Below are 23,469 nucleotides of genomic sequence, written 5' to 3' on the forward strand. Positions count from 1 at the left end.
CAGACGGTCGACGCGGACGGTAACGCGTTCCTCCCCGTCGGCGTCGGCTTCGCTACTCGCCGCCGCCGCGACCGTCCTCATCGCGACCGTCCTCACCGCGACCGTTCTCATCGCGACCGTCCTCATCGCGACCGTCCTCACCGCGACCGTTCTCATCGCGACCGTCCTCATCGCGACCGTCCTCACCACGACCGTCCTCGACCGAGCCGCCGCGACCCTCCCAACCGCCCTCGCCCTCCGCGTCGTCGGGCAGCGAGATGAGGTTCTCGCGGCCGAGCCGGAGCTTCTCGACGCGCCCCTCGTCGGCCATCGCCGAGAGCAGCTGCGACACCTTCGCGTCCGACCACCCGGTCTCGGCGACGATGTCGGCCTGGCGCATCCGGCCGCCGTTCGCGTCGAGGAGCCGCTCGACGCGCTCCTCGTCCGAGAGCAGCGAGAGGTCCTCCTCCTCGTCGTCCGCCGCTTCGGCCGCGGCCGCGCCGGCGCCGGTTTCCGGAGCACCGCCCGCGCTCGGGTCGCCGGTGGGCTCCCGTTCGGCGCCGCTCGCCGCTTCCTCGCTGCCGTTCGCGGTCGACTCGTCCGGGTCGTTGTCCCCGTCGCTGATCCGGCGGTACCCGACGACGCTCCCGGCCACGAGAACCGCGGCGAGCAGGATCGCGGCTATCAACATCGTCCACGGGGCGCCCGCGCCCGCGGGCCCGTACACAATGACCACGGGCTCACCTCCTTCGAACGTCTGGGGCCCCTCGATGATCACGTCGCCGTCCGAGAGCTGCGTCACGGCGCTGCTCGGCGTTCCGGTGACCGTGTACCCTTCCGGCGTCGCCACCTCCAGCGTCTGGCTCGCTTCGAGGCTTCGGAGCCACGTCTCGTTGCCGGGCGTCGTCAGCGCGTCCCCGAGGACGAGGCTCTCGCCGTCCTGCGCGAGGAACGACGTCCAAGTGAAGTGTAGTCGGAGCTCGCCGACCGCGACCGCATCCTCCGTGGCGACGTCGAACTCGCCCGGGTTCTCGTGAACGACGACCTCGCGTTCGACGTCCTCGATCGCCATCGACCGGTCGACGTTCCGGTTCGCCTCGCGGCGGAACCCCTCGAACAGCTCCGCGCTCGGGCCGACCTCGCCGTCGCGGAAGCGGTCGCCGGCGTCTCTGAACACCCTCGTCTCGTTCTCGTCCGCCAGCGAGTACCGGACCGCGACGGTCCAGTCGGAGCTGCGATCGGGGTTCAACGCGAGTCGGATCCGCGTCGTCGACGGCGACGTGATGCCGTCGCTGGTCTGCTGGCGAACCGTCGTCGAGCGGTCGCCGACCGAGTCGCGGACGCGCGGTTCGTCGTCGACGGCCGGCGCGTGGGCCGGGGTCTCGGCCGCGTCGAGGGGGGAGGGAGTCGTGGCCGCACCGTCGGCCGCGCCGCCGGCGCTCGCAACCAGCGCGAGCGCGACGAGGGCGACCAAGAGCGCGCGAAAGGCGGGGTTCCGCATACGTTCGGGCCACTCGCGCGCCGGGCAAAATGCTTTCCATACGATGTTTTTTGACAAGACGGCCGGCCGAGTCCCCGTTCGCACTCGCGGGCTGCGGCTCGACCGGGACGCCGACCCGCACGATCCGCCGGCCGACCGCAGTGGGTGGACTTTTTGTATCGCGGGGCGAACTCCAAGACGATGAGAGCCCTCCCGATCGCCACGATCGCGGTCCTGCTGCTCGTGGCCCCGGTCGCCGGCGTCACCGCGCCCGGCGCCGTCTCGCAGTCCGCCGATTCGGCGCCGGCCGCCGATTCGACCGTTTCCGTTGACTCCCCGCTGTCCGCCGATTCGGCATCGACCGCCACCGGACAGACGAGGCCGCAGATCGACACGGCGAACCTCACGCTCCGGACGCTCTCGACGCCGGTCGGCGCAGAGACCCGCGTCAGCGAATACACCCGCGGTCCCGACCTCGGATCGTCGCTCGGGTTCGCGACAGCCGACGCCGACGCCGCCTTCGAGACCGCGGCCGTCGTCGACCGGATCGAACGCGCCGAGGGGGGCGTCGAGCGCCAACAGCAGATCCTCGCGGAGATCAACCGCGTCGAGCGCGCCGAGGTGGCGCTCAACAGCCAACAGGCGAACGCGTTCCGCGCCCACGCGTCCGGCGAACTCAGCGACCGCGAACTGGTCGACGAGCTCGTCCGCGTGGCCGCGACCGCCCGCGAGTACGACGAGCGGCTCGAGGAGATCGACGCGCTCGCCGAAGCGACCGACGGCTTCAGTTCGCCCGGTCGGCTCGACGAGCTTCAGGTGGCGCTTCAGGTGTACGAGGGGCCGGTCCGCGATCACGCGCTCGCGATCGCCCGCGGCCAAACCGGCCCGAGCGACATCTACGTACAGTCGAGCCAGGGCGCCGTCGTGCTCGCCACCGTCGTCGACGGCGAGTACGTCCGCGAGGTGTTCCGCACCGACCGCTGGGACCGCGGGGGCAGCGACATCTCGAACGACATCGCGATCGGGGTGACGGAGGATTCCTACCCCGAGACGGCGGCGCTCCGCGAGCCCGACGCCTTCGGCGCGGGCTCCGTCCACCGGATCACGATCCCCCACGAGCTCGGTACCCTCCGGACGTTCGTCAGCGGCGGGACCGAACAGGTGTTCGTCGAGCACCAGCGCATCGACTTGGCCGCGTTCCCCGACAGCGAGCCGGTCGGGGCAACGGGCGACGGCTTCAACGTCAGCGTCGAGCGGACCTACTCCGGTGGCCCGGTGACCGTGACCGTCCTCGACGACGAGACGGGCGAGCCGGTCTCCGACGTCACCGTCACCAAGTCCGTCGGCGGCGGCGACAGCCAGGCGATCGGGACCACGGACGAGGACGGGGTCGTCCGGACGCTCTCGCCGGCCGAGACGTACCGCATCACGGTCGTCGACGAGCCCCGTGTCGTCGTCCTCGGCGACATCGAGCCCCTCCCGACGCCGCGGCCAGTCGACGACGAGTGACGGCCCGACTCGGGGCGTCGCCTTTCGGGCCGACCCTTTTACGCGAAACCGCCGCAGGGCCGCCGTGTCACCAGCCGTTCGTCGTGCCCGAGGGATGGCGCCCGTCGCGGGCGTGCTGCTCATCGCGATCACGGTCGTGCTGGCCGGCGGCGTCGCGGCCGCCACGCTCGACGGCCCGAGCGCGACGGTACCGCCCTCGGCGGTGCTGTCGCTGTCGGCGACCGACGACCGGATCGCGATCGAGCACCGCGGCGGCGACCCGATCGACGTCTCTGCGGTGACGGTCCGCGTCAGCGTCGACGGCAAACCGCTCGACGAACAGCCGCCGGTCCCGTTCTTCTCGGCCGCCGGCTTCCACCCCGGACCGACCGGCGCGTTCAACGCCGCGGGCGGCGACACGCTGCGCGTCGGGGAGACGGCGACGTTCCGCGTCGCTGACACCAACGACCCGACGCTCGAACCGGGGCGGCGGGTCACGGTCGAAATCACGACCGACGGCCAACCGATCGCGTCGCTGGAGACGACCGTCGAGGAGGGGTAAGAGGGACGTACGGTGGTGTCTGCGCGGCTACTCGGCGTCGGGCGCCGAGGTGTCCGCGTCCGCGGCGATCGACGCCGAGTCGTCGTCCGTCTCGTCGCCGCCCGAAACCCGAGCGACGGTCGTGATCGCTCGCGGGCTCTGGGAACTGGCCTGCTGGATGTGGTGTTCGTACTCCTCGTAGCCGGCCGCCTCGAACATCCGGTCGGCCTCGTCGGCGTCGTAAAACAGCATGATCGCGTCCGCCACCCGTTGAAGAATCGGGTTGTGCGGGTAGTCGGGGCCGACGACGAGCACCTGCCCGCCGGGCTTCGCGACGCGCCGGAGTTCGCGGAGCCCCTCGACCGGGTTGGGCCAGTACTCGATGGACCCGGACGACCAGACGATATCGAACGTGTCGTCGCGGAACGGGAGGCGCTCGGCGTCGCCGCGGTAGAAGTTGACGCGGTCGTGTTTCCCGAACTTCTCGAACGCCTTCTCCATCTGGTGGACGCTCTGGTCGAGACCGTGGATGTCGTCAGCGTGTTCGAGCAGCCCCTCGGTCCCGAACCCGGTGCCGCAGCCGACGTCGAGGACCTTGGGGTTGTCGCCGAACTCCAGCCACGAGAGCGCCTCCGTGCGCATCTTCTCAGTCCAGGTGAACCGGTTGACCCGGTCGTACACCTTCGAGAGGTACTTGTAGAAGAGCCGGGCGTTCGACTTGTTCTCGAGGATCCCCATTTACAGGTTCCTTGGACCGGCGGCCCCATAACGACACGGATCCGCGAGGGGGTTCTGATACGAATCCGCGACCGGGACCCGGGGCGCACGACCCCGCCGCTCCGCTTCCGACCGGCTTTTCCGCCCGCCGCCCCACCGACGGGTATGGACCCGACGACGAGCGGCCGGTTCCGCGTCCACGACCGCCGCCAGCGGCCGGACATCGACGACGGGGACGGGACCGGCGCGGTCGACGAGACGGGGAGCGGCGCCGACGACGGGGCGGCCGCGACCGGCGTCGACGGCGACGAGGAGTTCGTCCTCGTCGAACTCGCCGACGGGCCGGTCGACCCGACGGCCCCCGACGCCGAGGACCGCTTCGACCCCCTCTACGCCACCGCGGAGGGGTACGAGGGCGAGCTGGCCGACGCCGTCGACGCGCTTCGGCCGGGCTTCGTCGTCGAGGCGACGCTGGCGTGGACCGACGGCTCCGCGCGCTTCCGCGAGGTCGACGTCGTCCGCGAGACGCGGTTCCGCTTCGCCGACGGCGTCGAGGGGATGTTCGAGGCGGCCGTCGAGACGTGGCAACAGATCCGCGCCGAGGGCGAGCCCGTCGGCTCGATCACGACCCGGTCGAACGACGGCGACCCCAACGGCGCGCTGTACCTCTTCGCCGACGCGCCCGGCAGCGACACTTTCGGCGAGGTGCGGACGGGCCGGCTCCCGATCGAACCCCTCGTCGCGCGCGTGAACGAGTCGCGGGACGACGACGACCCGCGGGAGGTGTTCGTGTTACGCCCCGCGGAACACGAGTTCGTCGCCGTCTACGTCGTCTTCGACCGCGACGGCGTCCTCGCGCAGACGGTCCGGGACACCTACGACCTCGGTCCCGGCCTCGCTGCGGGGCTCGACGCGAGCTACCCGGGCGGCGACGGCGGCGACCCGACCGTCCCCGGCGGTTCGGACGAGAGCGGCGAGGGCGACGATCCCGACGACGACTTCGACGCACTCGACCGCCTCTAGCCTGTCTCGCCTCCTGCGGCCCACCGCCGCGTCACAGCCAGTCCGCGTCGGGGTCGACCCGACCGTCCGGCATCTCGCCGTTCAACACGGCCGCCACGTCGGCGGCGCCGCTCCGGTTCAGGTCGTCTCTCGCCTCCTCGCTGTACCACGCGGCGTGCGGCGTGACGACCGTGTCGTCGCGGCCGACGAGTGGGTCATCCTCCGGCGGTTCCTCGGCGAGCACGTCGAGGCCGGCGGCCTTGATCTCGTCCGCCTCAAGCGCGTCGAGCAGCGCGTCCGAATCGACGACCGGCCCGCGGCTCACGTTGACGACGACCGAGTCCTCGCTCAGCCGAGCCAGCGCGTCCGCGTCGACGATCCCCCGCGTCGCGTCCGTCAGGGGGGCGTAGACGCCGACGTGGTCCGCACGGTCGAACAGCGCCTCGAAGTCGACCTTCTCGACGCCGTAGTCGGCCATTTCGTCGGCGTCGACGAACGGGTCGTACGCCACGAGGTCGGCGCCGAACCCGGCGAGCTGTTCGGCCGCTTGCTGAGCGATCGGCCCGAACGAGAGCAGGCCGATCGTCGACGCACTCACGCGCCGGACCGGGGTGCCGACCTCCCAGCTCCACTCGCCCGCTTCGACCGCGTCGTCGTACGGCTTCAGCGAGCGGAGACAGGCGAAAAGCAGCGAGACGGAGTGGGTCGCCACCTCCTCGGTGCAGTAGTCGGGCACCCGGGTGACGGCCACGCCGCGCTCCGCGGCCGCCGCGACGTCGATGTTGTCCACGCCGACGGCCGAGCGAACGACGACCCGGAGATCCAAGGCGTCGAGCGCCGCCTCGGTGACGGGCGTGTTGATGTCGGTGACGACCGCGTCGGCGCCGGCCGCCGCCTCGATCAGCCGCTCGGTCGACCCCAGTTCCGCGACCTCGATGTCGACCGGCTCGTCGACGGCGTCGGCGAGGACTTCGCGGTACGTCTCCGGGTCTATCATCGGGAACGCCGACAGCACGACTCTGGGCATACGCGTCGGTTCCCCGCCGACCCACTTGACGGCTGTCACTGACGCTGTCAGGCCCTCGTACGTCCGTTTCGATCGTGAAGGACGTCGCCACACGCGTCGCGTTCCGATGGCTCTTTGCGGTCGCCGGCCGTACGACCCCTCGTGAGCGAGGACAGTTCGAAGCCGCCGATGCTGGTTCTCCTGGAGTCGCTGTCGTTCTACCGCAACGTCCGCGTCGGCGCGGCGGCCGGCGCGCTGCTCGCCGCGCTTTTGTACCTCGTCCGGACCCTCGAACTGCTCGGGCCGGTGATCGATACGCGCGACTACCCGCTGTTCGGCCCGGACGTCTGGTTCCTCCTGCTCGCGTTCGTGCTGGCGGCGACGTCGGCGCTGTCGGTGGCGGTCGTCCTGACGATAGCGGCGGCGGTCCGCGGCGCGCGCGAGGGCGGGGCGGAGCGTCCGGAGTAGCCGAGCCTCGCGAGGTGGCAGGCGCAGCGGCGACGCGCCGCTCGGGGTCATCGGCGCGGGTGCGTAAAAGACAGAGACCGTGCGGACGGCTCCGATCAGCGCGTCAGTCGGCGGTGCAGGAGGCCTCGCTCTCGTCGGCGGTGAACTCCTGGGCCGGCTCCGTGAGCTTGTAGAGATTCTGTCTGGCGTCCGCGAAGTAGACGTCCTCGTCGACGACGCCGATCCCCTCGAGCCGTTCGAGCGCGTACCGGACGGTGCGGGCCGACAGCATCGACTCTTGGACGATCCCCTTCTGGGTCAACGGTCCGTTGTACTCGAGCACCTTGAAGACGAGTTTGGCGCTCGGTGGGAGGTCGTCGAGCCCCTCCGTTTGAGTTCCTTCCATCGTTACGATTCGAAACCGCACACGCTCATAAATGTTGATGGAGCTTCCCCGTCTGAGCGGCGTTTACCGGCGAAATCAGCCGCATTCCGCGCCGAAAACCGGAAGAATTCTCTGGTAAATGGCCGCTGGACTGACCAGTCAGTCAGCGATTTAGCTCGCGCGCGCCTCGGCCGCGCCGTCGCGCAGCGGGCCGACGAACGGAGCGGCACCGGCGGCACCCCCTCGCGGTCGCGGGCGGCGGTCGGAACGAACGGCTTTTCACGGGCGCTCGCGGATCCGAAGGCATGAGCGACGATTCGGGCCTGTCCGACCACGCGCGCGGCGTGGTCGTCACGACCATCTGCTGTCTCGCCGGGATCGCGGCCGGCGTCGTCTCGGCTGTCTACGTCGGCACCGATCCGGCGTCCGCCGCGAGCACCACCGCGGTGTTCGTGCTGGGGGCGTTCGTCATCGCGCAGTACCCGATATTCAAGGCGATCGGCGTCGGCGACCTCGGGATCAAAGACAACCTCTACGTGGCGTTTCTCACGTTCACCCTCTGGTTCATCAGCTACACCGTCCTGCTGACGTCCGCCGTCGACCTGGGGGTCTGAGATGGCCGACGACAGCATCGCGGTCGTGGACCTCGATCGGTGTCAGCCCGACCGCTGTAACTACGAGTGTATGAAGGACTGCCCGCCCAACCGGACGGGCAAGGAGTGCATCACGAAGCGGGGCGAGGACACCGAAGAGGGCGACCCGGACCAGATCCACATCTCCGAGGAGATCTGCCTGGGCGAGACCTGCGGCATCTGCGTCAACTCCTGTCCGTTCGACGCGATCGAGATCATCAACCTCCCCTCCGAGCTCGACGACGACCCGGTCCACCGCTACGGCGACAACGCCTTCTCGCTGTACGGCCTCCCGACGCCGGAGCCGGGCAGCGTCACCGGCATTCTCGGGCCGAACGGGATCGGGAAGTCGACCGCGGTCCACGCGCTCGCCGGCGAGATGGTCCCGAACCTCGGCGACTACGCCGCCGACGGCGACTGGGAGCGCGTCCTCGACCGCTTCCGCGGCACCGGGCTCCAGAACTACCTCGAGTCGCTCCGCGACGGCGACGTGACGGTCGCGCGCAAGCCGCAGTACGTCGACCAGATCCCGAACCAGTTCGACGGGAACACCCGCGAGCTGCTGGAGCGGACCGACGAGCGCGGCGCGCTCGACGACCTCGTCGACCGGCTCAACATCCGGCCGGTGATGGACCAGGACATCGACTCCATCTCCGGCGGCGAGCTCCAGCGCGTCGCCATCGCGGCGTGTCTCGCCCGCGACGCCGACTTCTACTTCCTCGACGAGATCACGCCGTACCTCGACATCGGTCAGCGGATGATCGTCGCCCGGCTCATCCGCGAGCTGGCGGACGACGACGCCGCGGACCGGTCGATGCTTGTCGTCGAACACGACCTCGCCATCCTCGACCTGCTCGCCGACACCCTCCACGTCGCGTACGGGGAGCCGGGCGCGTACGGGGTCATCACCGACCCGAAATCCGTCCGGAAGGGAATTAACGAGTACCTGAAGGGGTACCTCGACAACGAGAACATGCGGATCCGCCCGTCGGCGATCACCTTCGAGGAGCACGCGCCGCGGGTCGCCTCCCGGAGCGAGACGCTGATCGAGTACCCCGACCTCCGGAAGTCGTACGGCGACGGCGAGTTCGAGCTCCGCGTCGAGGGCGGCGAGATCAACCGCTCCGAGGTGCTGGGCATCGTCGGTCCGAACGGGATCGGGAAGTCCACGCTCGCGCAGCTGTTCACGGGCGATCTGGAGCCCGACGAGGGCGAGCTCGACTTCGCGCTCGACATCTCTTACAAGCCGCAGTACATCGACATCGACCAGCACATGCGGGTCGACGCGTTCCTCTCTTCGATCACCGACGAGTTCGGCTCCTCCTACTGGAACACCGAGATCGCGCAGCCGCTCCAGCTGGAGCGCGTGATGGAGCAGAACCTCTCGGACCTCTCGGGCGGGGAGCGCCAGCGCGTCGCCATCGCGGCCTGTCTCTCCGACGACGCCGACCTCTATCTGCTCGACGAGCCCTCCGCACACCTTGACGTTGAGCAGCGCGTCCGTGCCACGACCGCGATCCGCCGGTACGCCGAGAACCACGACGCGACCGTGATGGTGATCGACCACGACATCTACATGATCGACCTGCTCGCCGACCGCCTGATGGTGTTCGACGGCGAGCCGGCCGAGCGCGGGCGCGCGGCGCCGCCCCAGGACATGCGCGACGGCATGAACGAGTTCCTCGCCGACCTCGAGATCACCTTCCGCCGCGACGAGCGTACGGGCCGCCCCCGGATCAACAAGCCGGGGTCGCAGCTCGACAGCCAGCAGAAGCGCGACGGCGAGTACTACTACTCGGGGTGAGGCGGTCGCCGAGCCGTCGGTCCCCCCTTCCTTCTTCCGCTCCTCGGCCCTCTCTTCGCCGCTACCCCGAACCTTTCCTCGCCCGACTCCGGAGTCCCCGCCATGCCCGAGACGGACGCCGACCTGTTCGGCATGACCTGGGAGGACGCCGGGGACGCGATCGACGACGCCGACTTCGCGGTCCTCCCGACCGGCAGCATCGAACAGCACGGCCCGCACCTCCCTGTGTCGACCGACACGCTGCGCGCTGACCATCTCACCGCCGAGCTCGGCGCCGCCGCCGACGAGTTCGACCTCGATCTGCTGCGGCTCCCGACGCTGCCGTACGGCCAGTCGGAACACCACATGCGGTTCCCGGGGACGATCACCCTCTCGACGGAGACGTACGTCGACGTCGTCCGCGAGATCGGCGAGTCGGTGGCCGAACACGGCGTCGACCGGCTGCTCATCGTCAACTGCCACGGCGGGAACCGCGAGCCGCTGTCGGTCGCTGCCGACCGCCTCGGCCGCGACACCGACCTCACGGTCCATTTCGTTCACTGGACGGACTTCGCGCGGGAGGACTTAGAGGAGGCGTACGGGGAGGGGTGGGGCCACGCGGGCGACCACGAGACGAGCTTCGTCGAGCTGTACCGCCCGGACCTCGTTCGGACGGAGAAGAAGGAGCCGCAGGAGGCCGACGAGATGCCCCGAACGCGGAGCTACGAGTACTTCGACGAGGTGACGGAACTGGGCGGGCACGGCGACCCGACGAACAGCGACCCGGACGCGCTCGAACCGATCGTCGCCGCGACGACCCGCGAGATCCTCGGCGCGCTCGTCGAGGACCTCGATCGCGGATGGTGAGAGATCAAGGATAGTGAGAGATCAAGGATAGTGAGAGATCAAGGATAGTGAGAGGAAGGCGGCTCGTCAGCTCGCGCGCGGCACCGCCGCGATCCCCGTGATCCGATCCTCACTATCGAAGCGATTAAGCCCGGAACACGCGAACGCTGGCACATGCACCACCTCATCATCCGCGGCGACCCCGACATCCGGCGGGACGCGGTGATCGAGCACGACGGCGAGGAGCTGGTCTGTTTCGGAATCAACGTTCAGGGCGGCTGGCACGGCCCGGACGAGCCGCAGCTCTGGTGTACCGTCGGCACCGAAGACGAGCGCGAGGCGTACGACAAACGCGAGTACGTCCCCCACTGGCTCGACGTCGAGACGGTCGACGCCGAGGACCTGAACGTGATCAAAGCGAAGGGCGAGCTGTCCGTCTAAACGGCGCGAACGAACGCTTTTCTCGGGCCGTCCTACTCCTCTACCGGCGGGTCCGCCAGCCACGCCTCGATGGCGCCGGCCATCGCGCCGCGCCGGTGGATCGTCCCCGCCTCGGGGTCGACGACGGTGCTCTCGGTGCCGGGAGCCTCCCCGTCGTCGATCACGGCGGCGACGCCGTCGCGGATCCGGTCGTCGAGGTCGCTCGGGTCCGTGACGCTGCCCGTGCCGGAGACGTTGGCGCTCGTCGCGGTGAGCGGGCCGGTCTCGTCCAGCAGCGCCCGCGCGAGGTCGTGATCTGGCACGCGGATCCCGACGCGGTCGCGCCCGGCGGTGAGCGTGTCGGGCACGCGGTCGCCGCGCTCGACGACGACGGTCACCGGTCCCGGGAGGAACGCCCTCGCGAAGGCGACCGCGCGCTCGGTCGGCCGAGTGTAGCGGAGCGCGTCGTCGACGTTCGCGACGCCGAGCGAGAGCGGGTTCGACCGGTCGCGGCCCTTCAGCTCGAAGACGCGTTCGACGGCGTCGGGGTCGAGCGCGTCGGCGCCCAGCCCGTACACCGTCTCGGTCGGGTAGACGACGAGCTCGCCGCGGTCGACGGCGGCGGCCGCCGCGCGCAGCTCGTCGGATCGGTCCGGTCGGTCGTCGCTCGTGTCGGCGGTCACGCGCGTCCGTTCGGCGGCGAGTTGAAAAAGGGTGACGAGTGGGTGCGATCCCGGAATCGATCGAGAGGGAATCGCTCCTCCAATCAGTCGACGAGGTCGGCGACCGCGTCGCCAATTGCCTCGGCGTCGGGGAACTCGGGGTGTTCGCTCGCGACCCACGCGTACTCGACGGTGCGGTCGGAATCGAGGAGGAAGACGGCGGGGCGGCTCTCCGTGATCCCCGTCATCCCGTCGATATCGTGTGCGAGGCCGTACTCCTCGACCACGTCTGCGCCCGGGTCCGAGAAGATCCGGACGCCGTCGCCGCGCTCGGCGAGCAGGCGCTTGTGCGCGTACGGCGTCGAGATGGAGACGCCGAGGACGTCGAGGTCGTCGCTCCACTCGTTGTCGTCGACCGTGTTGTAGAGGTACGTCCCCTGGAAGGTGCCGTCCATCGGGTGGAACAGCAGGAGCGTCGGGCCGTCGACGACGTCGGCGAGCGCGCGGTCCTCCCAGTACTCGCCGTTCACGAGCGGGCGGGTGAAGTTGGGCGCCGTGTCGCCCTCGTCGACGTGGTCGGCCTCGGGCAGGGAGACGACGTCGAAGTCGACCATCTCAGGCACCTCCCTCGCCGTAGGTCCCTTCCAGGTACTCGACGATGTTCGCACTCTCGGACATGGTAACGCCGGTCTCGCGGTCGACGATCGCCGGGACGCTCCGGGCGCCGGAGACGCGCTTGACGACGTTGCGCTCGGAGTGCATCGGCTCGACGTACCGTGAGCGGTACTCTACGCCGAGCTCGTTCAGCGTCCGGACCACGCGCTCGCAGAACGGACACGCCTGGAGCCGGTACAGGGTGATCTGTGGATCGCTCATGTCGCGTGATTCGCCCGCGAGACGGGTAATCGTGTCGGCAGCGGCACCCTCGGGGGCGGTGGGGTCGGTGAGCGTCGCGCGGCGCGGCGAGGGTCGACGAGGCGGGTGTGGCGAGCGGCGCGCGTCTCGGCGAGGGTTGACGAGGCGGGTGTGGCGAGCGTCGCGCGTCTCGGCGAGGGTCGACGAGGCGGGTGTGGCGAGCGTCGCGCGGCGCGGCGACGGACGGGCGCGCCGCGGGTACTCGAAGGGAACGCTTTAATCGCGGGCCGACGGAAGACAAACGAACATGGGCTTGTCGTCTACTGCGTCGCTGGTCGACGTCCTCCAAGTACCGATGCCGGGCGACGGGGTTATCACCGCGCTCGGCGTCGTCGCGATCCTCTTTTTAGTCGGGCTCTCGGCGTTTTTCTCCTCGTCCGAGATCGCGATGTTCTCGCTGCCGCAACACCGCATCGACAGCCTCGTCGACGAGGGGGTGACGGGCGCGGAGACGATCCGCGAGATGAAACAGAACCCCCACCGGCTGCTGGTGACGATCCTCGTCGGTAACAACATCGTCAACGTGGCGATGACCTCCATCGCCACCGCGCTGTTCGGGATCTACCTCTCGCGGGGGGAGTCGGTGCTGGCGACGACGTTCGGGATCACGACGCTCGTGCTGATCTTCGGCGAGAGCGCGCCCAAGTCGTACGCCGTCGAGAACACCGAGTCGTGGGCGCTCCGGATCGCTCGGCCGCTGAAGGCCTCCGAATACGCGCTGTACCCGCTCGTGGTCCTCTTCGACTACATCGTCAAGGGGGTCAACAGCATCATCGGCGGCTCGGCGGCCATCGAGTCGACGTACGTCACCCGCGACGAAATTCAGGACATCATCGAGACGGGCGAGCGCGAGGGCGTCATCGAGGAGGAGGAGCGGGAGATGCTCGACCGCATCTTCCGGTTCAACAACACCATCGCCAAGGAGGTGATGACGCCGCGGCTCGACGTCACCGCCGTTGCGAAGGAGGACTCCGTCGAGGAGGCGATCGAGACGTGTATCCAGGCCGACCACGAGCGCGTCCCCGTCTACGAGGGGAACCTCGACAACATCATCGGCGTGGTGACGGTGCGCGACCTGGTCCGCGAGCTGCGCTACTCCGAGGGGACGCCCTCCTTAGAGCGCGTCGTCAAGCCCACGCTCCACGTCCCCGAGTCGAAAAACGCCGACGAGCTGCTCGCGGAGATGCAGGACAACCGCCTCCAGATGGTCACCGTCATCGACGAGTTCGGGACCACGGAGGGGATCATCACCTTAGAGGATATGGTCGAGGAGATCGTCGGCGAGATTCTGGAGGGCGACGAGGAGGCACCGGTGGAGTTCGTCGACGACAACGTCGCGGTCGTTCAAGGCGAGGTGAACATCGACGAAGTCAACGAGATACTCGGGATCGACCTCCCCGAGGGCGAGGAGTTCGAGACGCTCGCCGGCTTCGTCTTCAACCGCGCGGGGCGCCTCGTCGAGGAGGGCGAGGAGATCGAGTTCGACGAGATCCGGATCCGCATCGAGCGCGTCGACAACACCCGTATCATGTCCGCGCGCGTCACCGTCCTCGACGGCGGCGCCGCGGCGGCGGACTCGACCGCCTCCGTGGAGACGGCCGACTCGACCGACGGGGACGCGGCGGTCGAGGCGGACGGCGACGGCGAGCCCACGCAGAACGACGCGGAATAAGACGCGGAGTCCGAGGGTTTCGGAGAGCGGAGTGACTGTTTATAAGCGGTTGTCGCCGTTTTAGTCGCAAACGCGGCCGAAGTGCCAGCTACTCGTTTATAAATGGCTGAATCCAGATCCGCTGACAACACCACCAAAGCCCCAGCCGCGAGGACGGCGCACACTCGTTGCGCTCCTCGCTCGCTCTGCTCGCTGCGGTGCTTCCGTCGTCTGCGCCGTCCTCGCGGCTGCCCCTTTGAGTCCCGCCCCGCACCGCTCCGCAGCCTCACGCCTCCCCAGCCTCGCGGTTCGCTCGGGGCTCCCTCCGGTCGCCCGCGTCGCTCACCGCGTCCCTCGCGCGTGCTGACTCGCGGCCGCCGATGGCGGCCGCTCGCAGGCACGCGCCACCGCTGTTTTATTTATAAGTAGTCGCCGCGGTCGGTCTCGGCTCGAAAAGGCGTCGTCCGCGACTCGACCGTCCGTGCGCCGCGTTCCGTTTTTAAACTGCGTAGGCGCGGGCGGCCGCGACGAGCGCCTTCCGGTAGTCGCTCTCGGAGGGGTCGTGGCCGAGGTCGAGGAATCTGTCTTTAAATGCGTCGACGTCGACGGCGTCGGTGTCGCTGCCGGCCGCGCGCGCGAGGTCGTAGATGCGGTGGTCGGGGCCGGCGATGTCGTGCCGCTCGACAAGGGCGAGCGCGAACGCGGCGTTGACGGCCGTTATCTCCGGGTCGGCGCCGGCCGTCACGGGCGGCGAGCCGGTGCGCGACACGTCGGGCCGGTCCGCGACCGCGGCCGCCAGCGTCGATTCGAGGAACCCGAGGAGCTTGTCAGCGGGCGCCACCGAGAGCGTGATGTCGTCGGCGTAGATGTCCTTCATGTGGTTCGCGATCTGGTAGCAGTGTGCGAGCTTCCGGCGCTCGACCTTCTCGCCGGAGAGGCCGAGGTACAGCGCCTCCTCCGTCGACTGGAGGTGCGAGGGGTGGCCCTCCTCGTACCGGGCCATGTGCGCGAGCTCGTGGATCGCCAGCTCGCGCGCCATCGCGCTCGTGGCGGCCCGCCGCGAGACGTTCAGGACGTGGTGGTCGTCGTAGTGGCCGGCCCAGGTCCGCTCGTCCGGGTCCTCACGGACCACGACGCGGACCGGCGCCTCCACGGAGCGCTCGGTCTCGAAGAGGTCCGCGGCGCCGAGAAACGGGTCGGGGGGTACGTCCCCCTGAACGCGAAGATCCATGCGTACAGTTCACACGGGGGGAGGCGGTAAGTCTCTTGCGCTCGTGGAACCCCGGATCGCCGACGCGTCGGGAGCCGAGGCGCTAAGTTCAGCGTGCCGACGCCTCGGCGCCCCGGCGCTCCGGCCACTCGGCGTACGCTTTTGGGCCTTCCCGCCGAACGCCGAGCTATGCGCATCTACGCGGCCTACGACGACGGGCTCCGGGTCGTCGACCCCGCGACCGGCGCGGTCGAGACGCGCCTCTCCGGCCAGCGCGTCGAGTGTCTCTCCGTCGCGTACGGCGAAGCCCGCGCAGACGGGGGTGACGCGACCGAGATGCCGCGCGTCCTCGCGGGGACGTTCGACGCGGGGCTCTTCCGCTCCGTCGACGGCGGGAACCGCTTCGCGTGCGTTGCGGCCTCGACGCTCGGCCCCGAGGGGGCCGGCCCGGACGCGGTGACCGCGGTCGCGACGAGCCCGCACGACTCCGACGTCGTCTGGATCGGCACGGAGCCCTCGCGGGCGTACCGCTCCGTCGACGGCGGCGAGACGGCCGAGCGCGTCGGCGGGCTGACCGACCTCCCGTCCGCCGACGAGTGGTCGTTCCCGCCGCGGCCCGACACCCACCACGTCCGGTGGATCGAACCCTGCCCCGCCGACCCGGAGCGGTGGCTCTTCGGCATCGAGGCGGGCGCGCTCGCCGTGACCGCCGACGGCGGCGAGACGTGGACCGACCGCCCGCCGGGGTCGCGCCGCGACACCCACGCGATGGCGACCCACTCCGACGCGCCCGACCGCGTCTACGCCGCCGCCGGCGACGGCTTCGCCGAGAGCGACGACCGCGGCGACTCGTGGCGCGTCCGCCAGGGTGGGCTCGACCACGGCTACGTCTGGGGGCTCGCGGTCGACCCCGGCGACCCCGACACCGCCCTGGTCAGCGCGGCCGAGAGCGCGACGGCCGCCCACCGCCGTGGCGAGGCACACCTGTACCGCTACCGGCGCGACGAGGGGTTCGAACGCCTCGACGACCGCGGATTCCCGACTGGGGAGGGCACCTATCGGGCCGTGTTGGCGTCCGGCCGCGCCGCCGGGGAGATATGGGCGCTCTCGAACCGCGGGCTCTTCGTCACCCGCGACGCGGGCGACTCCTTCGAGCAGGTTCCGGTCGATCTCCCCGACCGGGCGGCGCGGGCGCTGGCCGTCGCCTGAGCGAAGAGAAACAGCGGAACGAGACCCGAGCGCGCCCGGTCCGGTCAGTTCCGGACGGCGCCGACGATCAGGTAGACGACCGGCGTGTCGAGGAGGGCGATCGCGAGCTTCAGCAGGTACTGGCCCAGTCCGAGGGCGAGCAGCGCCGGCGGGTCGAACGCCATCCCGACGCCGAACAGGGTCGGCGCGGCGTAGAAGGCGACGCCGACGAAGATGATGGTGTCGAGCGCTTGGCTCGTGGCGGTCGAGCCGATGTTGCGGAGCCACAGCATGCGCTCCCCGGTCCGGTCGCGGATCGCGTGGAAGACGAACACGTCCCAGTTCTGGCTGACGACGTACGCCAGCAGGCTGCCGGCGACGATGTTCCCCGTCGGCCCGAGCGCGGTCTGGAAGGCGGCCGACACCTCGGGGTCGACCCCGGGCGCCGCCAGCGTCGACCACACGAGCGCCAGCACGAGGAAGTTCGCGAGGAACGCGACGTTGACGACGACCTGCGTGGCGCGCCGGCCGTACAGCTCCGCGTAGCAGTCCGACGCGAGGAACGTGAGCGCGTACGCGAGCGCGGCGCCCGGCAGCAGGATCTCCGCCCCGACGACCGGCAACGCGAACGGGAGCGGGAGCGCGAGCACCTTCACGGCGGTGAGCTGCGCGGTCGCGAGCGCGACCGTGAACAGCGTGATAAGCGCCACCGCCGCGACCGCCGACCGGTCCAGCGGGTCGGTCCGGAAGGGGCCGTCCTGGCCGCCGGCTGCCGTCCGGCTACTCATCGGTCTCCTCCGCCGAGCCAGCCGCGGTCGACGCGGAATCGCCGTCGAGGCGGTCGTGTCGGGCGTCGATCTCGTCGAGCAGGTCGAGGTTCTTCCGGATCGACGCGCGCACCGCATCACTGCGGTTCACGAACTTCCCGTCGTCGCCGACGTGCTCGTCGAGGTCGGCGAGCAGCTCCGCCGGGATCTCGACGCTTATCTTGGGCATACTCGCGTCGTGGACGTCGGGCGGGCATGAATGTTATTATCTGAGGATTATCGAGGGGCACTCTCGGGAGTCTTATCTCTCCCTGAACCGCCAGCGGTTCGCGTCTCCCGAACTCGTAAACCGCTATCTTGAAGTGAGTTTACGAGGTCCGTCGGGACATGGCAACGAACACGGAGTCCGTCGACCTCGTCGGCGACGAGGCGGCGACAAACCTCGCGCGCGCCGCGCTGTTCGCGGCGCTCGTCGGGGCGTTCGCATACGTCACGTTCCCGAACCCGGTCTCGCCCGTGGACGTGACCCTCCAGGTGCTCGGCGTCTTCCTTGCGGGGATATTCCTCGGCCCGGTGTGGGGCGGCGCGTCACTCGTCCTCTACCTCGCGGCCGGGGCGCTCGGCGCGCCCGTCTTCGAGGGCGGGTCGGCCGGCGTCGGCGCGCTCGTCGGCCAGTCGGCCGGCTACCTCTGGTCGTACCCGGTCGCCGCGGCGGTCGTCGGCGCGGTCGTCCACCGCGGCGCGACGCTCCGCGACCTCGGTTCCGTCGGCCTCCCGTCGCTCGTGGGCGCGATGGTCCTCGGAACCGTCGTCATCTACGGGTTCGGCGTGGCCGGCCTCGCGCTCGTCCTCTCGCTCGGGCCGATCGAGGCCATTACCGTCGGCGCCGTCGCGTTCCTCCCGGCGGAGGCGCTGAAGATCGCCGCCGCCGTCGGCGTCGTCAGGTCCGACGCGATCGCCGCGGCGTGAGGCGATCGCGAGCGCTCATACGGTGAGATCGTGATCGAACTCGACGGCGTCACGTGTCGGTACGGTCGGGGCGGTAGTGAGGGTGGCGACGACGACAACGGCGACGGCGACGCCGACGACGCTGACGATACCGTCGCCACCGTCGCCGTCGACGACGTCTCGCTCTCGGTCCCCGACGGCGAGTTCCTCGTCGTCGCGGGCGCGAACGGCTCGGGGAAGACGACGCTCGTGCGGACGTTCAACGGGCTCGTCGAGCCGGACGCCGGGACGGTGGCGGTGAACGGAACCCCGGTCGACGAGGACCTCGTCGCCGCGCGCTCGGCGGTCGGGATGGTGTTCCAGGACCCCCGCGACCAGCTGGTCGCCGCGACCGTCGGCGCGGACGTCGCGTTCGGGCCGGAGAACCTCGGGCTCTCTCACGACGAGATCGATCGGCGCGTCGACGAGGCGCTCGCGGCCGTGAACATGGCGGGCCGGGAGCGCGAGCGCGTCGACTCCCTCTCCGGGGGCGAGCGCGAGCGCGTCGCGATCGCGGGCGCGCTCGCGATGAGACCTGACCACCTCGTCCTCGACGAGCCGTTCACCGGCCTTGACGAGCCCGCGAGGCGGTCGGTCGTGGAGCGCCTCCGGGCGCTTCACGCCGAGGGGACGAGCGTCGTCGTCGTCACGCACGACCTCCGCGACGTCGCCGCGCTCGCCGACCGGATCGTCGGGCTGGCGGACGGGCGAGTCGCGGTCGACGCGACGCCCGAGGAGGCGATCTCGGCGCTGCCCGGGCTGGACGTGCGGGTGCCGGAGAGCGGCGAGTTCCGAAATCCGACCGGATGACGCTCTCCTTCGTCCCCGGCGACTCGCTCGCCCACCGGCTCGACCCGCGGTCGAAGCTGCTCGTTCAGGTCGCGTTCGCGGCCGTCGCGTACGCGTACACCACCCCGCGGGGGCTCGCCCTGCTCACGCTCGTCGCCGTCGGCTGCCTGCTCGCCGCCGACGGAGGCGCCCGAGACCTGTGGAGCTACCGCGTCGCGTTCCCGGTCCTCCTTTTCGCGCCCCTCGTCGCGGGCGCGACGCTCGGCGCGCCGTGGTTTCGGGTCGAGCGCGCGGCCGCGACGGGGCTCGCGAGCTACCGCGTCCTCCTGCTGCTCGTCGTCGCGGCCGCGTACGTGCGCTCGACGCCGGTCCGCGAGTCGCGCGCGGCGCTCCAGCGGACGATTCCCGGGCGGCCCGGCGTCTTCCTCGGCGTCGGCGTCGCGCTCGTCTTCCGGTTCCTCCCCCTGCTGAAGCGGGATCTCCTCGCGACGCGCGAGGCGGTCCGGGCCCGGCTCGGTGCCGAACGCTCCCGCCGCGAGCGGATGCGGCTGGTCGCGGTCGGCGGCCTCTCGCGGGCGTTCTCCCGGGCGGACCGGCTCGGGACGGCGCTCGTCGCTCGGTGTTTCGCGTGGAACCCGACACTCCCGCGGCTGGCGTTCCGCCGCGTCGACGCCCCGGCGCTGGCGCTCGCGGCGGTCATGTTCACGGCCGCGGTCCTCCGGGTCGCGTGAGGCGGCTGCGTGACGGCGGAGCGTGGCCCGACCCCCGAACCGCGTGAACGCCGAGCGACGAACTCCGCGTTGTGGCAAGTTTTAACCGGACCGTATCCGGGTGATCGATCATGACTCCTCTGCAGGCGGCCACCCGAGAGACCTTCTGGACGATCGGTCCGGTGGGGAAGGCTGCGTTCTACTGGCTCGCGGCCGTCGCGATCCTCGTCTTCCTCTACGGCGTCTACGCCCGGTTCGCGGCGTACGCGCGCGGGAGCGCGGACCCGCGGGATCGACTGTCGAACCTCCCCGGTCGGGTCGTCGCCGCGACGAAGACCGTCCTCGCGAACGAGAACCAGTTCGACGGGGACCTCTACACCGGCGTGATGCACACGTTCGTGCTGTGGGGGTTCCTCGTCCTCCTCGTCGCGACGACCATCCTCGGGATCGACATCGACCTCTACCGCCCGCTCACGGGCGAGTCGTTCTGGGTCGGCGACTTCTACCTCGCCTACCAGTTCGCCGTCGACGCGTTCGGCCTGCTGTTCGTCGTCGGCGTCGGCATGGCCGGGTTCCGCCGCTACCGGAAGCGCGAGGGGCGGCTGTGGGGCAAACACACCTCGCTGGAGGACGACGCGTTCGTCTGGACCCTCTTTTTACTCGGGGTCGGCGGCTTCCTCGTCGAGGGCGTGAGCATGGTCGGCCAGCCGCAACGCGCGACCGAGACGGTGAGCTTCGTCGGGATGGCGCTCGCGACGGGGCTGGAGACGGCCGGGCTCACGGCTGCCGGCGCAGAGGCGGCCTACGGCGTCCTCTGGTGGAGCCACTCGCTGCTGGCGTTCGCGTTCGTCGCGTGGATCCCGTACGCGAAGCCGTTCCACATGATCTCCTCGTTCGCCAACGTCGTCGCCCGCGACGAGAAGGCCGGCGCCCGGCTTCCGAACGTCCCCGCGGACCTCGATCACACCAACGCGGAATCGCTCGACGACTTCACGTGGAAGGAGCTGCTGGACGGCGACGCCTGTACGAAGTGCGGGCGGTGTACCGACGCCTGCCCCGCCGACACGGTCGGTCGCAACCTCGACCCGCGGAACGTCATCCTCGACCTGAAGGCGTACCGCGAGTCCGTGAGCGACGACCCGGTCGCCGGGTCGGGCGGCGGGGAGTCGATCGCGACCGACGGCGGCGTGGCCGCCTCCGATGGCGGAACCGTCCCCATCGTCGCCGACGAGGGCGGCGTCATCGACGCCGAGTCGATGGAGTCGTGCATGTCCTGTATGGCGTGTATGGACGCCTGCCCCGTCGACATCGAGCACCTCACCTCCTTCACGAAGATGAACCGCCAGCTCGTCGACGAGGGGGCGGTCGACTCGAACCTCCAGGACGTGTTCCAAGACGTGATGCAGAAGGGGAACACCTTCGGCGAGTCGCAGTCGGCGCGCGGCGACTGGGCGGACGATCTCGACGAGGAGGTCGAAGTCCCGGACGCCCGCGAGACGGAGGTCGAGTACCTCTGGTACGTCGGCGACTACCCGAGCTTCGACGACCGGAACAAGAAGGTCGCCCGCGCGCTCGCCCGCCTCTTCGACGAGGCCGACGTGTCGTTCGGGGTTCTCTTCGACGACGAGAAGACCGACGGCAACGACATCCGCCGGATCGGCGAGGAGTTCCTCTACCTCGAACTCGCCGGCCACCACGTCGAGACGTTCGCGGACTGCGAGTTCGAGAACATCGTCTGTACCGACCCGCACTCCTATAACACCATCAAAAACGAGTACCCCGAGGTCGACTTCGCGGAGTTCGCGGACGACCCGATGATGCCGTTCGATCGCGAGGAGCCGTGGAACCCGGACGGGGAGGTCGACGTGTTCCACTGGACGCAGGTGGTCGAGGAGCTGGTCGAGGCGGGCCGGCTCGGCCTCGCCGGCGACGAGTTGGACTACACCGTCACCTACCACGACCCCTGCCACCTCGGCCGGTACAACGACGAGTACGAGGCGCCCCGCGAACTGATCCGCGCGACCGGCGCCGACCTCCACGAGATGCCCCGCTCGCGCGACGACTCCTTCTGCTGTGGCGGGGGCGGCGGCGGCCTCTGGACCGAGCACGAGGAGGAGGTGAAGCCGAGCGAGGAGCGCCTCCGCGAGGCGGTCGAGGACACCGACGCGGGCGCCGCGGTCGAGAAGTTCGTCGTCGCCTGCCCGATGTGTACGACGATGTTCGAGGACGGGCGGAAGACGGGGAACTTCGAGGACGACGTCGAGATCGTCGACGTCGCGGAGCTTTTGATCGAGGCGGTGGAGGCGGGCTCGTAGCGGTCGGAGGTTCGGTTTTCCGCGGTGTCGACCTTACGCGCGCCCTGAGAGCGCGTCCGTCGCGTCGTCGGTGCGGCGCAACAGCGCGCGGCCGGGGGCGCGATCGCGGACCGGCGCGTCGCCGAGGTAGTCGACGAGCGCGTCCCGGAGCAGCGCGATGTCCTCGTCGTCGAGCGCGGCGCCTCGCTCTATCGACTCGATCGGACGGCGGTACGCGACGTCCTCGTCGGTCGCGCGCTCCGCGGCGTCGAGCAGCGCGGCGTGAGCCACCCACGCCTCCTCCCGGGAGGTGGTCGGCGCCGGCGGCCCGTCAGTGGTGGGAGGGGTCATTCGTCCGGGTTCTCCCGGTACGGGGACTTAAAACCACGTCTCGGTTCGGGACCGCGGACGGCCCGGAGACCCCGCGCTCGACCCGACGGCGGCGGTCCGAACGCACGCGTGCTGCTATATAGAGTATATAGTCGAACATAGTCGTACGGGGCCGTACGCGCCCCCCCCGTACTCCTCATAGCATACTACTTAACCGGAACTCGCCCACCAACAGGTGATGGCTTCCAGCCACGACGCGGACACAGCGGGAATCACGCGGCGGAAATCGCTCGCGGCAATCGCCGGCGCGGGGGCGCTCGGCCTCGCGGGCTGTACGCAGAGCTCAAACGGCGGGGACGGCTCAGGCGGAGGAAACGAGCTCTCCGGTCCGATCAACATCGCGGGATCGAGTACGGTGTTCCCGCTGATGAGCGCGGTCATGGAGGACTTCGCCGCGGAGCACCCCGGCGTCGATCCTGACATCAGTTCGACGGGCTCCGGTGGCGGCTTCTCGAACTTCTTCTGTACGGGCGACACCGACTTCAACAACGCCAGCCGCCCGATCCAGCCCGAGGAAGAGGAGCTGTGCGCCGACAACGGCGTCGAGTACATCGAACTGATCGCGGCCACCGACGCGCTCACCGTCGTCGTCAACCCCGACGCCGACTTCGTCGACTCACTCACGACCGACGAACTCGCGCAGATCTGGAAGTCGGACCCCGCCCAGACGTGGGACGAGGTCCGCGACGAGTTCCCGAACGAGGAAATAAACCGCTTCGGCGCCGCCGACACCTCCGGCACGTACGACTACTTCATCGAGGCGATCCTCGGCGAGGAGGGTCACACCGGCGACTACCAGGCGACCGAGCAGGACAACACCATCGCGCAGGGCGTCGCCGGCGACGAGTACGCGATCGGCTACTTCGGCTTCGCGTACTACTTCCAGAACCCCGACCAGCTGAAGGCGCTCGGCATCGACGACGGCGACGGGCCGGTCGAGCCGAGCCTCGAAACGGCCTCTTCGGGCGAGTACACCCCCCTCTCCCGGCCGCTGTTCACGTACCCCTCGATCGAGTCGCTGGGCGAGGAACACATCGCGGAGTTCGCCCGCTACTTCGTCGAGCAGACGACCAACGAGGATCTCGTCGCCGGCGACGTCGGCTACGTCCCCGCCACCGAGGAGACGCAGGAGGAGCAGATGCAGAAGCTCGAAGACGCGATCGAGCGAGCCCAGGGGTAA

General features: G+C 70.0%; 26 protein-coding genes. 15 read left to right on the top strand and 11 right to left on the bottom strand.

The genetic code is table 11. The features are described 5' to 3' along the window. Positions 1-52 precede the first annotated feature (52 nt). Positions 53-1,480, bottom strand: coding sequence for a helix-turn-helix transcriptional regulator (locus ACOZ35_RS14970; protein ID WP_424014305.1), 1,428 nt, complete (start codon positions 1,478-1,480; stop codon positions 53-55). A gap of 180 nt (positions 1,481-1,660) precedes the next feature. On the opposite strand from ACOZ35_RS14970, the gene ACOZ35_RS14975 reads away from it, so the two are divergent. Both ACOZ35_RS14975 and ACOZ35_RS14980 read left to right on the top strand, forming a co-directional pair. Next, a complete protein-coding gene (locus ACOZ35_RS14975) occupies positions 1,661-2,968 on the top strand; it encodes a DUF7094 domain-containing protein (RefSeq protein ID WP_424014306.1) in 1,308 nt (435 codons plus the stop codon). Positions 2,969-3,062: 94 nt separating this feature from the next. Beyond that, positions 3,063-3,509 (top strand): type IV pilin, encoded by a 447-nt coding sequence (locus ACOZ35_RS14980; protein ID WP_424016081.1) that lies wholly within the window; start codon positions 3,063-3,065, stop codon positions 3,507-3,509. A gap of 27 nt (positions 3,510-3,536) precedes the next feature. Here the strand turns inward: ACOZ35_RS14980 and ACOZ35_RS14985 are convergent, their stop codons facing one another. Continuing rightward, positions 3,537-4,226 (bottom strand): methyltransferase domain-containing protein, encoded by a 690-nt coding sequence (locus tag ACOZ35_RS14985; protein WP_424014307.1) that lies wholly within the window; start codon positions 4,224-4,226, stop codon positions 3,537-3,539. A 144-nt stretch (positions 4,227-4,370) separates the two neighbouring features. Here ACOZ35_RS14985 and ACOZ35_RS14990 point away from each other — a divergent pair, with 144 nt between their 5' ends. Then, positions 4,371-5,228, top strand: coding sequence for a DUF6663 family protein (locus ACOZ35_RS14990; protein WP_424014308.1), 858 nt, complete (start codon positions 4,371-4,373; stop codon positions 5,226-5,228). Between the two features lie 31 nt (positions 5,229-5,259). On the opposite strand, the gene ACOZ35_RS14995 is transcribed toward ACOZ35_RS14990, so the two are convergent. Next, positions 5,260-6,234 (bottom strand): C-terminal binding protein, encoded by a 975-nt coding sequence (locus tag ACOZ35_RS14995; protein ID WP_424014309.1) that lies wholly within the window; start codon positions 6,232-6,234, stop codon positions 5,260-5,262. Positions 6,235-6,375: 141 nt separating this feature from the next. On the opposite strand from ACOZ35_RS14995, the gene ACOZ35_RS15000 reads away from it, so the two are divergent. Further along, complete coding sequence (locus tag ACOZ35_RS15000) at positions 6,376-6,681, top strand: DUF7536 family protein (RefSeq protein ID WP_424014310.1); 306 nt, start codon at positions 6,376-6,378, stop codon at positions 6,679-6,681. A 103-nt stretch (positions 6,682-6,784) separates the two neighbouring features. Here the strand turns inward: ACOZ35_RS15000 and ACOZ35_RS15005 are convergent, their stop codons facing one another. Then, positions 6,785-7,066 (bottom strand): MarR family transcriptional regulator, encoded by a 282-nt coding sequence (locus ACOZ35_RS15005; RefSeq protein ID WP_004598013.1) that lies wholly within the window; start codon positions 7,064-7,066, stop codon positions 6,785-6,787. Between the two features lie 284 nt (positions 7,067-7,350). Here ACOZ35_RS15005 and ACOZ35_RS15010 point away from each other — a divergent pair, with 284 nt between their 5' ends. The 4 genes from ACOZ35_RS15010 to ACOZ35_RS15025 all read left to right on the top strand — a co-directional run bounded on the left by ACOZ35_RS15010 (position 7,351) and on the right by ACOZ35_RS15025 (position 10,747). After that, a complete protein-coding gene (locus tag ACOZ35_RS15010) occupies positions 7,351-7,659 on the top strand; it encodes a hypothetical protein (RefSeq protein ID WP_424014311.1) in 309 nt (102 codons plus the stop codon). A 1-nt stretch (position 7,660) separates the two neighbouring features. Further along, positions 7,661-9,481: a ribosome biogenesis/translation initiation ATPase RLI gene (locus ACOZ35_RS15015; RefSeq protein ID WP_424014312.1), complete on the top strand. Its 1,821-nt coding sequence runs from the start codon at positions 7,661-7,663 to the stop codon at positions 9,479-9,481. Between the two features lie 102 nt (positions 9,482-9,583). Then, positions 9,584-10,327, top strand: coding sequence for a creatininase family protein (locus ACOZ35_RS15020; RefSeq protein ID WP_424014313.1), 744 nt, complete (start codon positions 9,584-9,586; stop codon positions 10,325-10,327). A 153-nt stretch (positions 10,328-10,480) separates the two neighbouring features. Next, positions 10,481-10,747, top strand: a complete 267-nt coding sequence (locus ACOZ35_RS15025) for an HAH_0734 family protein (protein ID WP_424014314.1) — start codon at positions 10,481-10,483, stop codon at positions 10,745-10,747. Between the two features lie 32 nt (positions 10,748-10,779). Here the strand turns inward: ACOZ35_RS15025 and ACOZ35_RS15030 are convergent, their stop codons facing one another. The 3 genes from ACOZ35_RS15030 to ACOZ35_RS15040 form a co-directional block, all read right to left on the bottom strand. Next, entirely contained in the window at positions 10,780-11,409 is a 630-nt protein-coding gene (locus tag ACOZ35_RS15030; RefSeq protein WP_424014315.1) for an L-threonylcarbamoyladenylate synthase, read from the bottom strand. 83 nt (positions 11,410-11,492) lie between these two features. After that, positions 11,493-12,002: a redoxin domain-containing protein gene (locus ACOZ35_RS15035; RefSeq protein WP_424014316.1), complete on the bottom strand. Its 510-nt coding sequence runs from the start codon at positions 12,000-12,002 to the stop codon at positions 11,493-11,495. 1 nt (position 12,003) lies between these two features. Further along, positions 12,004-12,264 carry a glutaredoxin family protein gene (locus ACOZ35_RS15040; protein WP_424014317.1) on the bottom strand — a complete coding sequence of 87 codons (261 nt, stop codon included), beginning with the start codon at positions 12,262-12,264 and terminating at the stop codon, positions 12,004-12,006. Positions 12,265-12,550: 286 nt separating this feature from the next. Between ACOZ35_RS15040 and ACOZ35_RS15045 the strand changes: the two genes are divergently transcribed. Next, positions 12,551-13,975 carry a hemolysin family protein gene (locus ACOZ35_RS15045; protein WP_424014318.1) on the top strand — a complete coding sequence of 475 codons (1,425 nt, stop codon included), beginning with the start codon at positions 12,551-12,553 and terminating at the stop codon, positions 13,973-13,975. 478 nt (positions 13,976-14,453) lie between these two features. On the opposite strand, the gene ACOZ35_RS15050 is transcribed toward ACOZ35_RS15045, so the two are convergent. After that, on the bottom strand, positions 14,454-15,185 hold the full coding sequence (locus ACOZ35_RS15050; protein ID WP_424014319.1) for a DUF5781 family protein: 732 nt from the start codon (positions 15,183-15,185) through the stop codon (positions 14,454-14,456). Positions 15,186-15,353: 168 nt separating this feature from the next. Between ACOZ35_RS15050 and ACOZ35_RS15055 the strand changes: the two genes are divergently transcribed. Then, the gene (locus ACOZ35_RS15055) at positions 15,354-16,373 is read left to right on the top strand and encodes a WD40/YVTN/BNR-like repeat-containing protein (protein WP_424014320.1); all 1,020 of its coding nucleotides are present in this window, start codon (positions 15,354-15,356) and stop codon (positions 16,371-16,373) included. Positions 16,374-16,417: 44 nt separating this feature from the next. Here the strand turns inward: ACOZ35_RS15055 and ACOZ35_RS15060 are convergent, their stop codons facing one another. Then, on the bottom strand, positions 16,418-17,140 hold the full coding sequence (locus tag ACOZ35_RS15060; protein ID WP_424014321.1) for a queuosine precursor transporter: 723 nt from the start codon (positions 17,138-17,140) through the stop codon (positions 16,418-16,420). Continuing rightward, positions 17,133-17,348 carry a ribbon-helix-helix domain-containing protein gene (locus tag ACOZ35_RS15065; protein WP_424014322.1) on the bottom strand — a complete coding sequence of 72 codons (216 nt, stop codon included), beginning with the start codon at positions 17,346-17,348 and terminating at the stop codon, positions 17,133-17,135. The genes ACOZ35_RS15060 and ACOZ35_RS15065 overlap by 8 nt, the downstream gene beginning before the upstream one ends. Before the next feature lie 158 nt (positions 17,349-17,506). Between ACOZ35_RS15065 and ACOZ35_RS15070 the strand changes: the two genes are divergently transcribed. The 4 genes from ACOZ35_RS15070 to ACOZ35_RS15085 all read left to right on the top strand — a co-directional run bounded on the left by ACOZ35_RS15070 (position 17,507) and on the right by ACOZ35_RS15085 (position 21,920). Beyond that, positions 17,507-18,088, top strand: a complete 582-nt coding sequence (locus ACOZ35_RS15070) for a biotin transporter BioY (protein WP_424014323.1) — start codon at positions 17,507-17,509, stop codon at positions 18,086-18,088. Between the two features lie 30 nt (positions 18,089-18,118). Next, on the top strand, positions 18,119-18,916 hold the full coding sequence (locus tag ACOZ35_RS15075; RefSeq protein ID WP_424014324.1) for an energy-coupling factor ABC transporter ATP-binding protein: 798 nt from the start codon (positions 18,119-18,121) through the stop codon (positions 18,914-18,916). Continuing rightward, a complete protein-coding gene (locus ACOZ35_RS15080) occupies positions 18,913-19,626 on the top strand; it encodes an energy-coupling factor transporter transmembrane component T family protein (protein ID WP_424014325.1) in 714 nt (237 codons plus the stop codon). The genes ACOZ35_RS15075 and ACOZ35_RS15080 overlap by 4 nt, the downstream gene beginning before the upstream one ends. 110 nt (positions 19,627-19,736) lie before the next feature. Further along, positions 19,737-21,920, top strand: a complete 2,184-nt coding sequence (locus tag ACOZ35_RS15085; protein ID WP_424014326.1) for a (Fe-S)-binding protein — start codon at positions 19,737-19,739, stop codon at positions 21,918-21,920. A 33-nt stretch (positions 21,921-21,953) separates the two neighbouring features. On the opposite strand, the gene ACOZ35_RS15090 is transcribed toward ACOZ35_RS15085, so the two are convergent. After that, complete coding sequence (locus tag ACOZ35_RS15090) at positions 21,954-22,250, bottom strand: hypothetical protein (protein ID WP_424014327.1); 297 nt, start codon at positions 22,248-22,250, stop codon at positions 21,954-21,956. Positions 22,251-22,467: 217 nt separating this feature from the next. On the opposite strand from ACOZ35_RS15090, the gene ACOZ35_RS15095 reads away from it, so the two are divergent. After that, positions 22,468-23,469, top strand: coding sequence for a PstS family phosphate ABC transporter substrate-binding protein (locus tag ACOZ35_RS15095; RefSeq protein ID WP_424014328.1), 1,002 nt, complete (start codon positions 22,468-22,470; stop codon positions 23,467-23,469).

It is taken from the genome of Halorubrum xinjiangense, assembly GCF_049604745.1.
GTDB lineage: Archaea > Halobacteriota > Halobacteria > Halobacteriales > Haloferacaceae > Halorubrum > Halorubrum xinjiangense_A.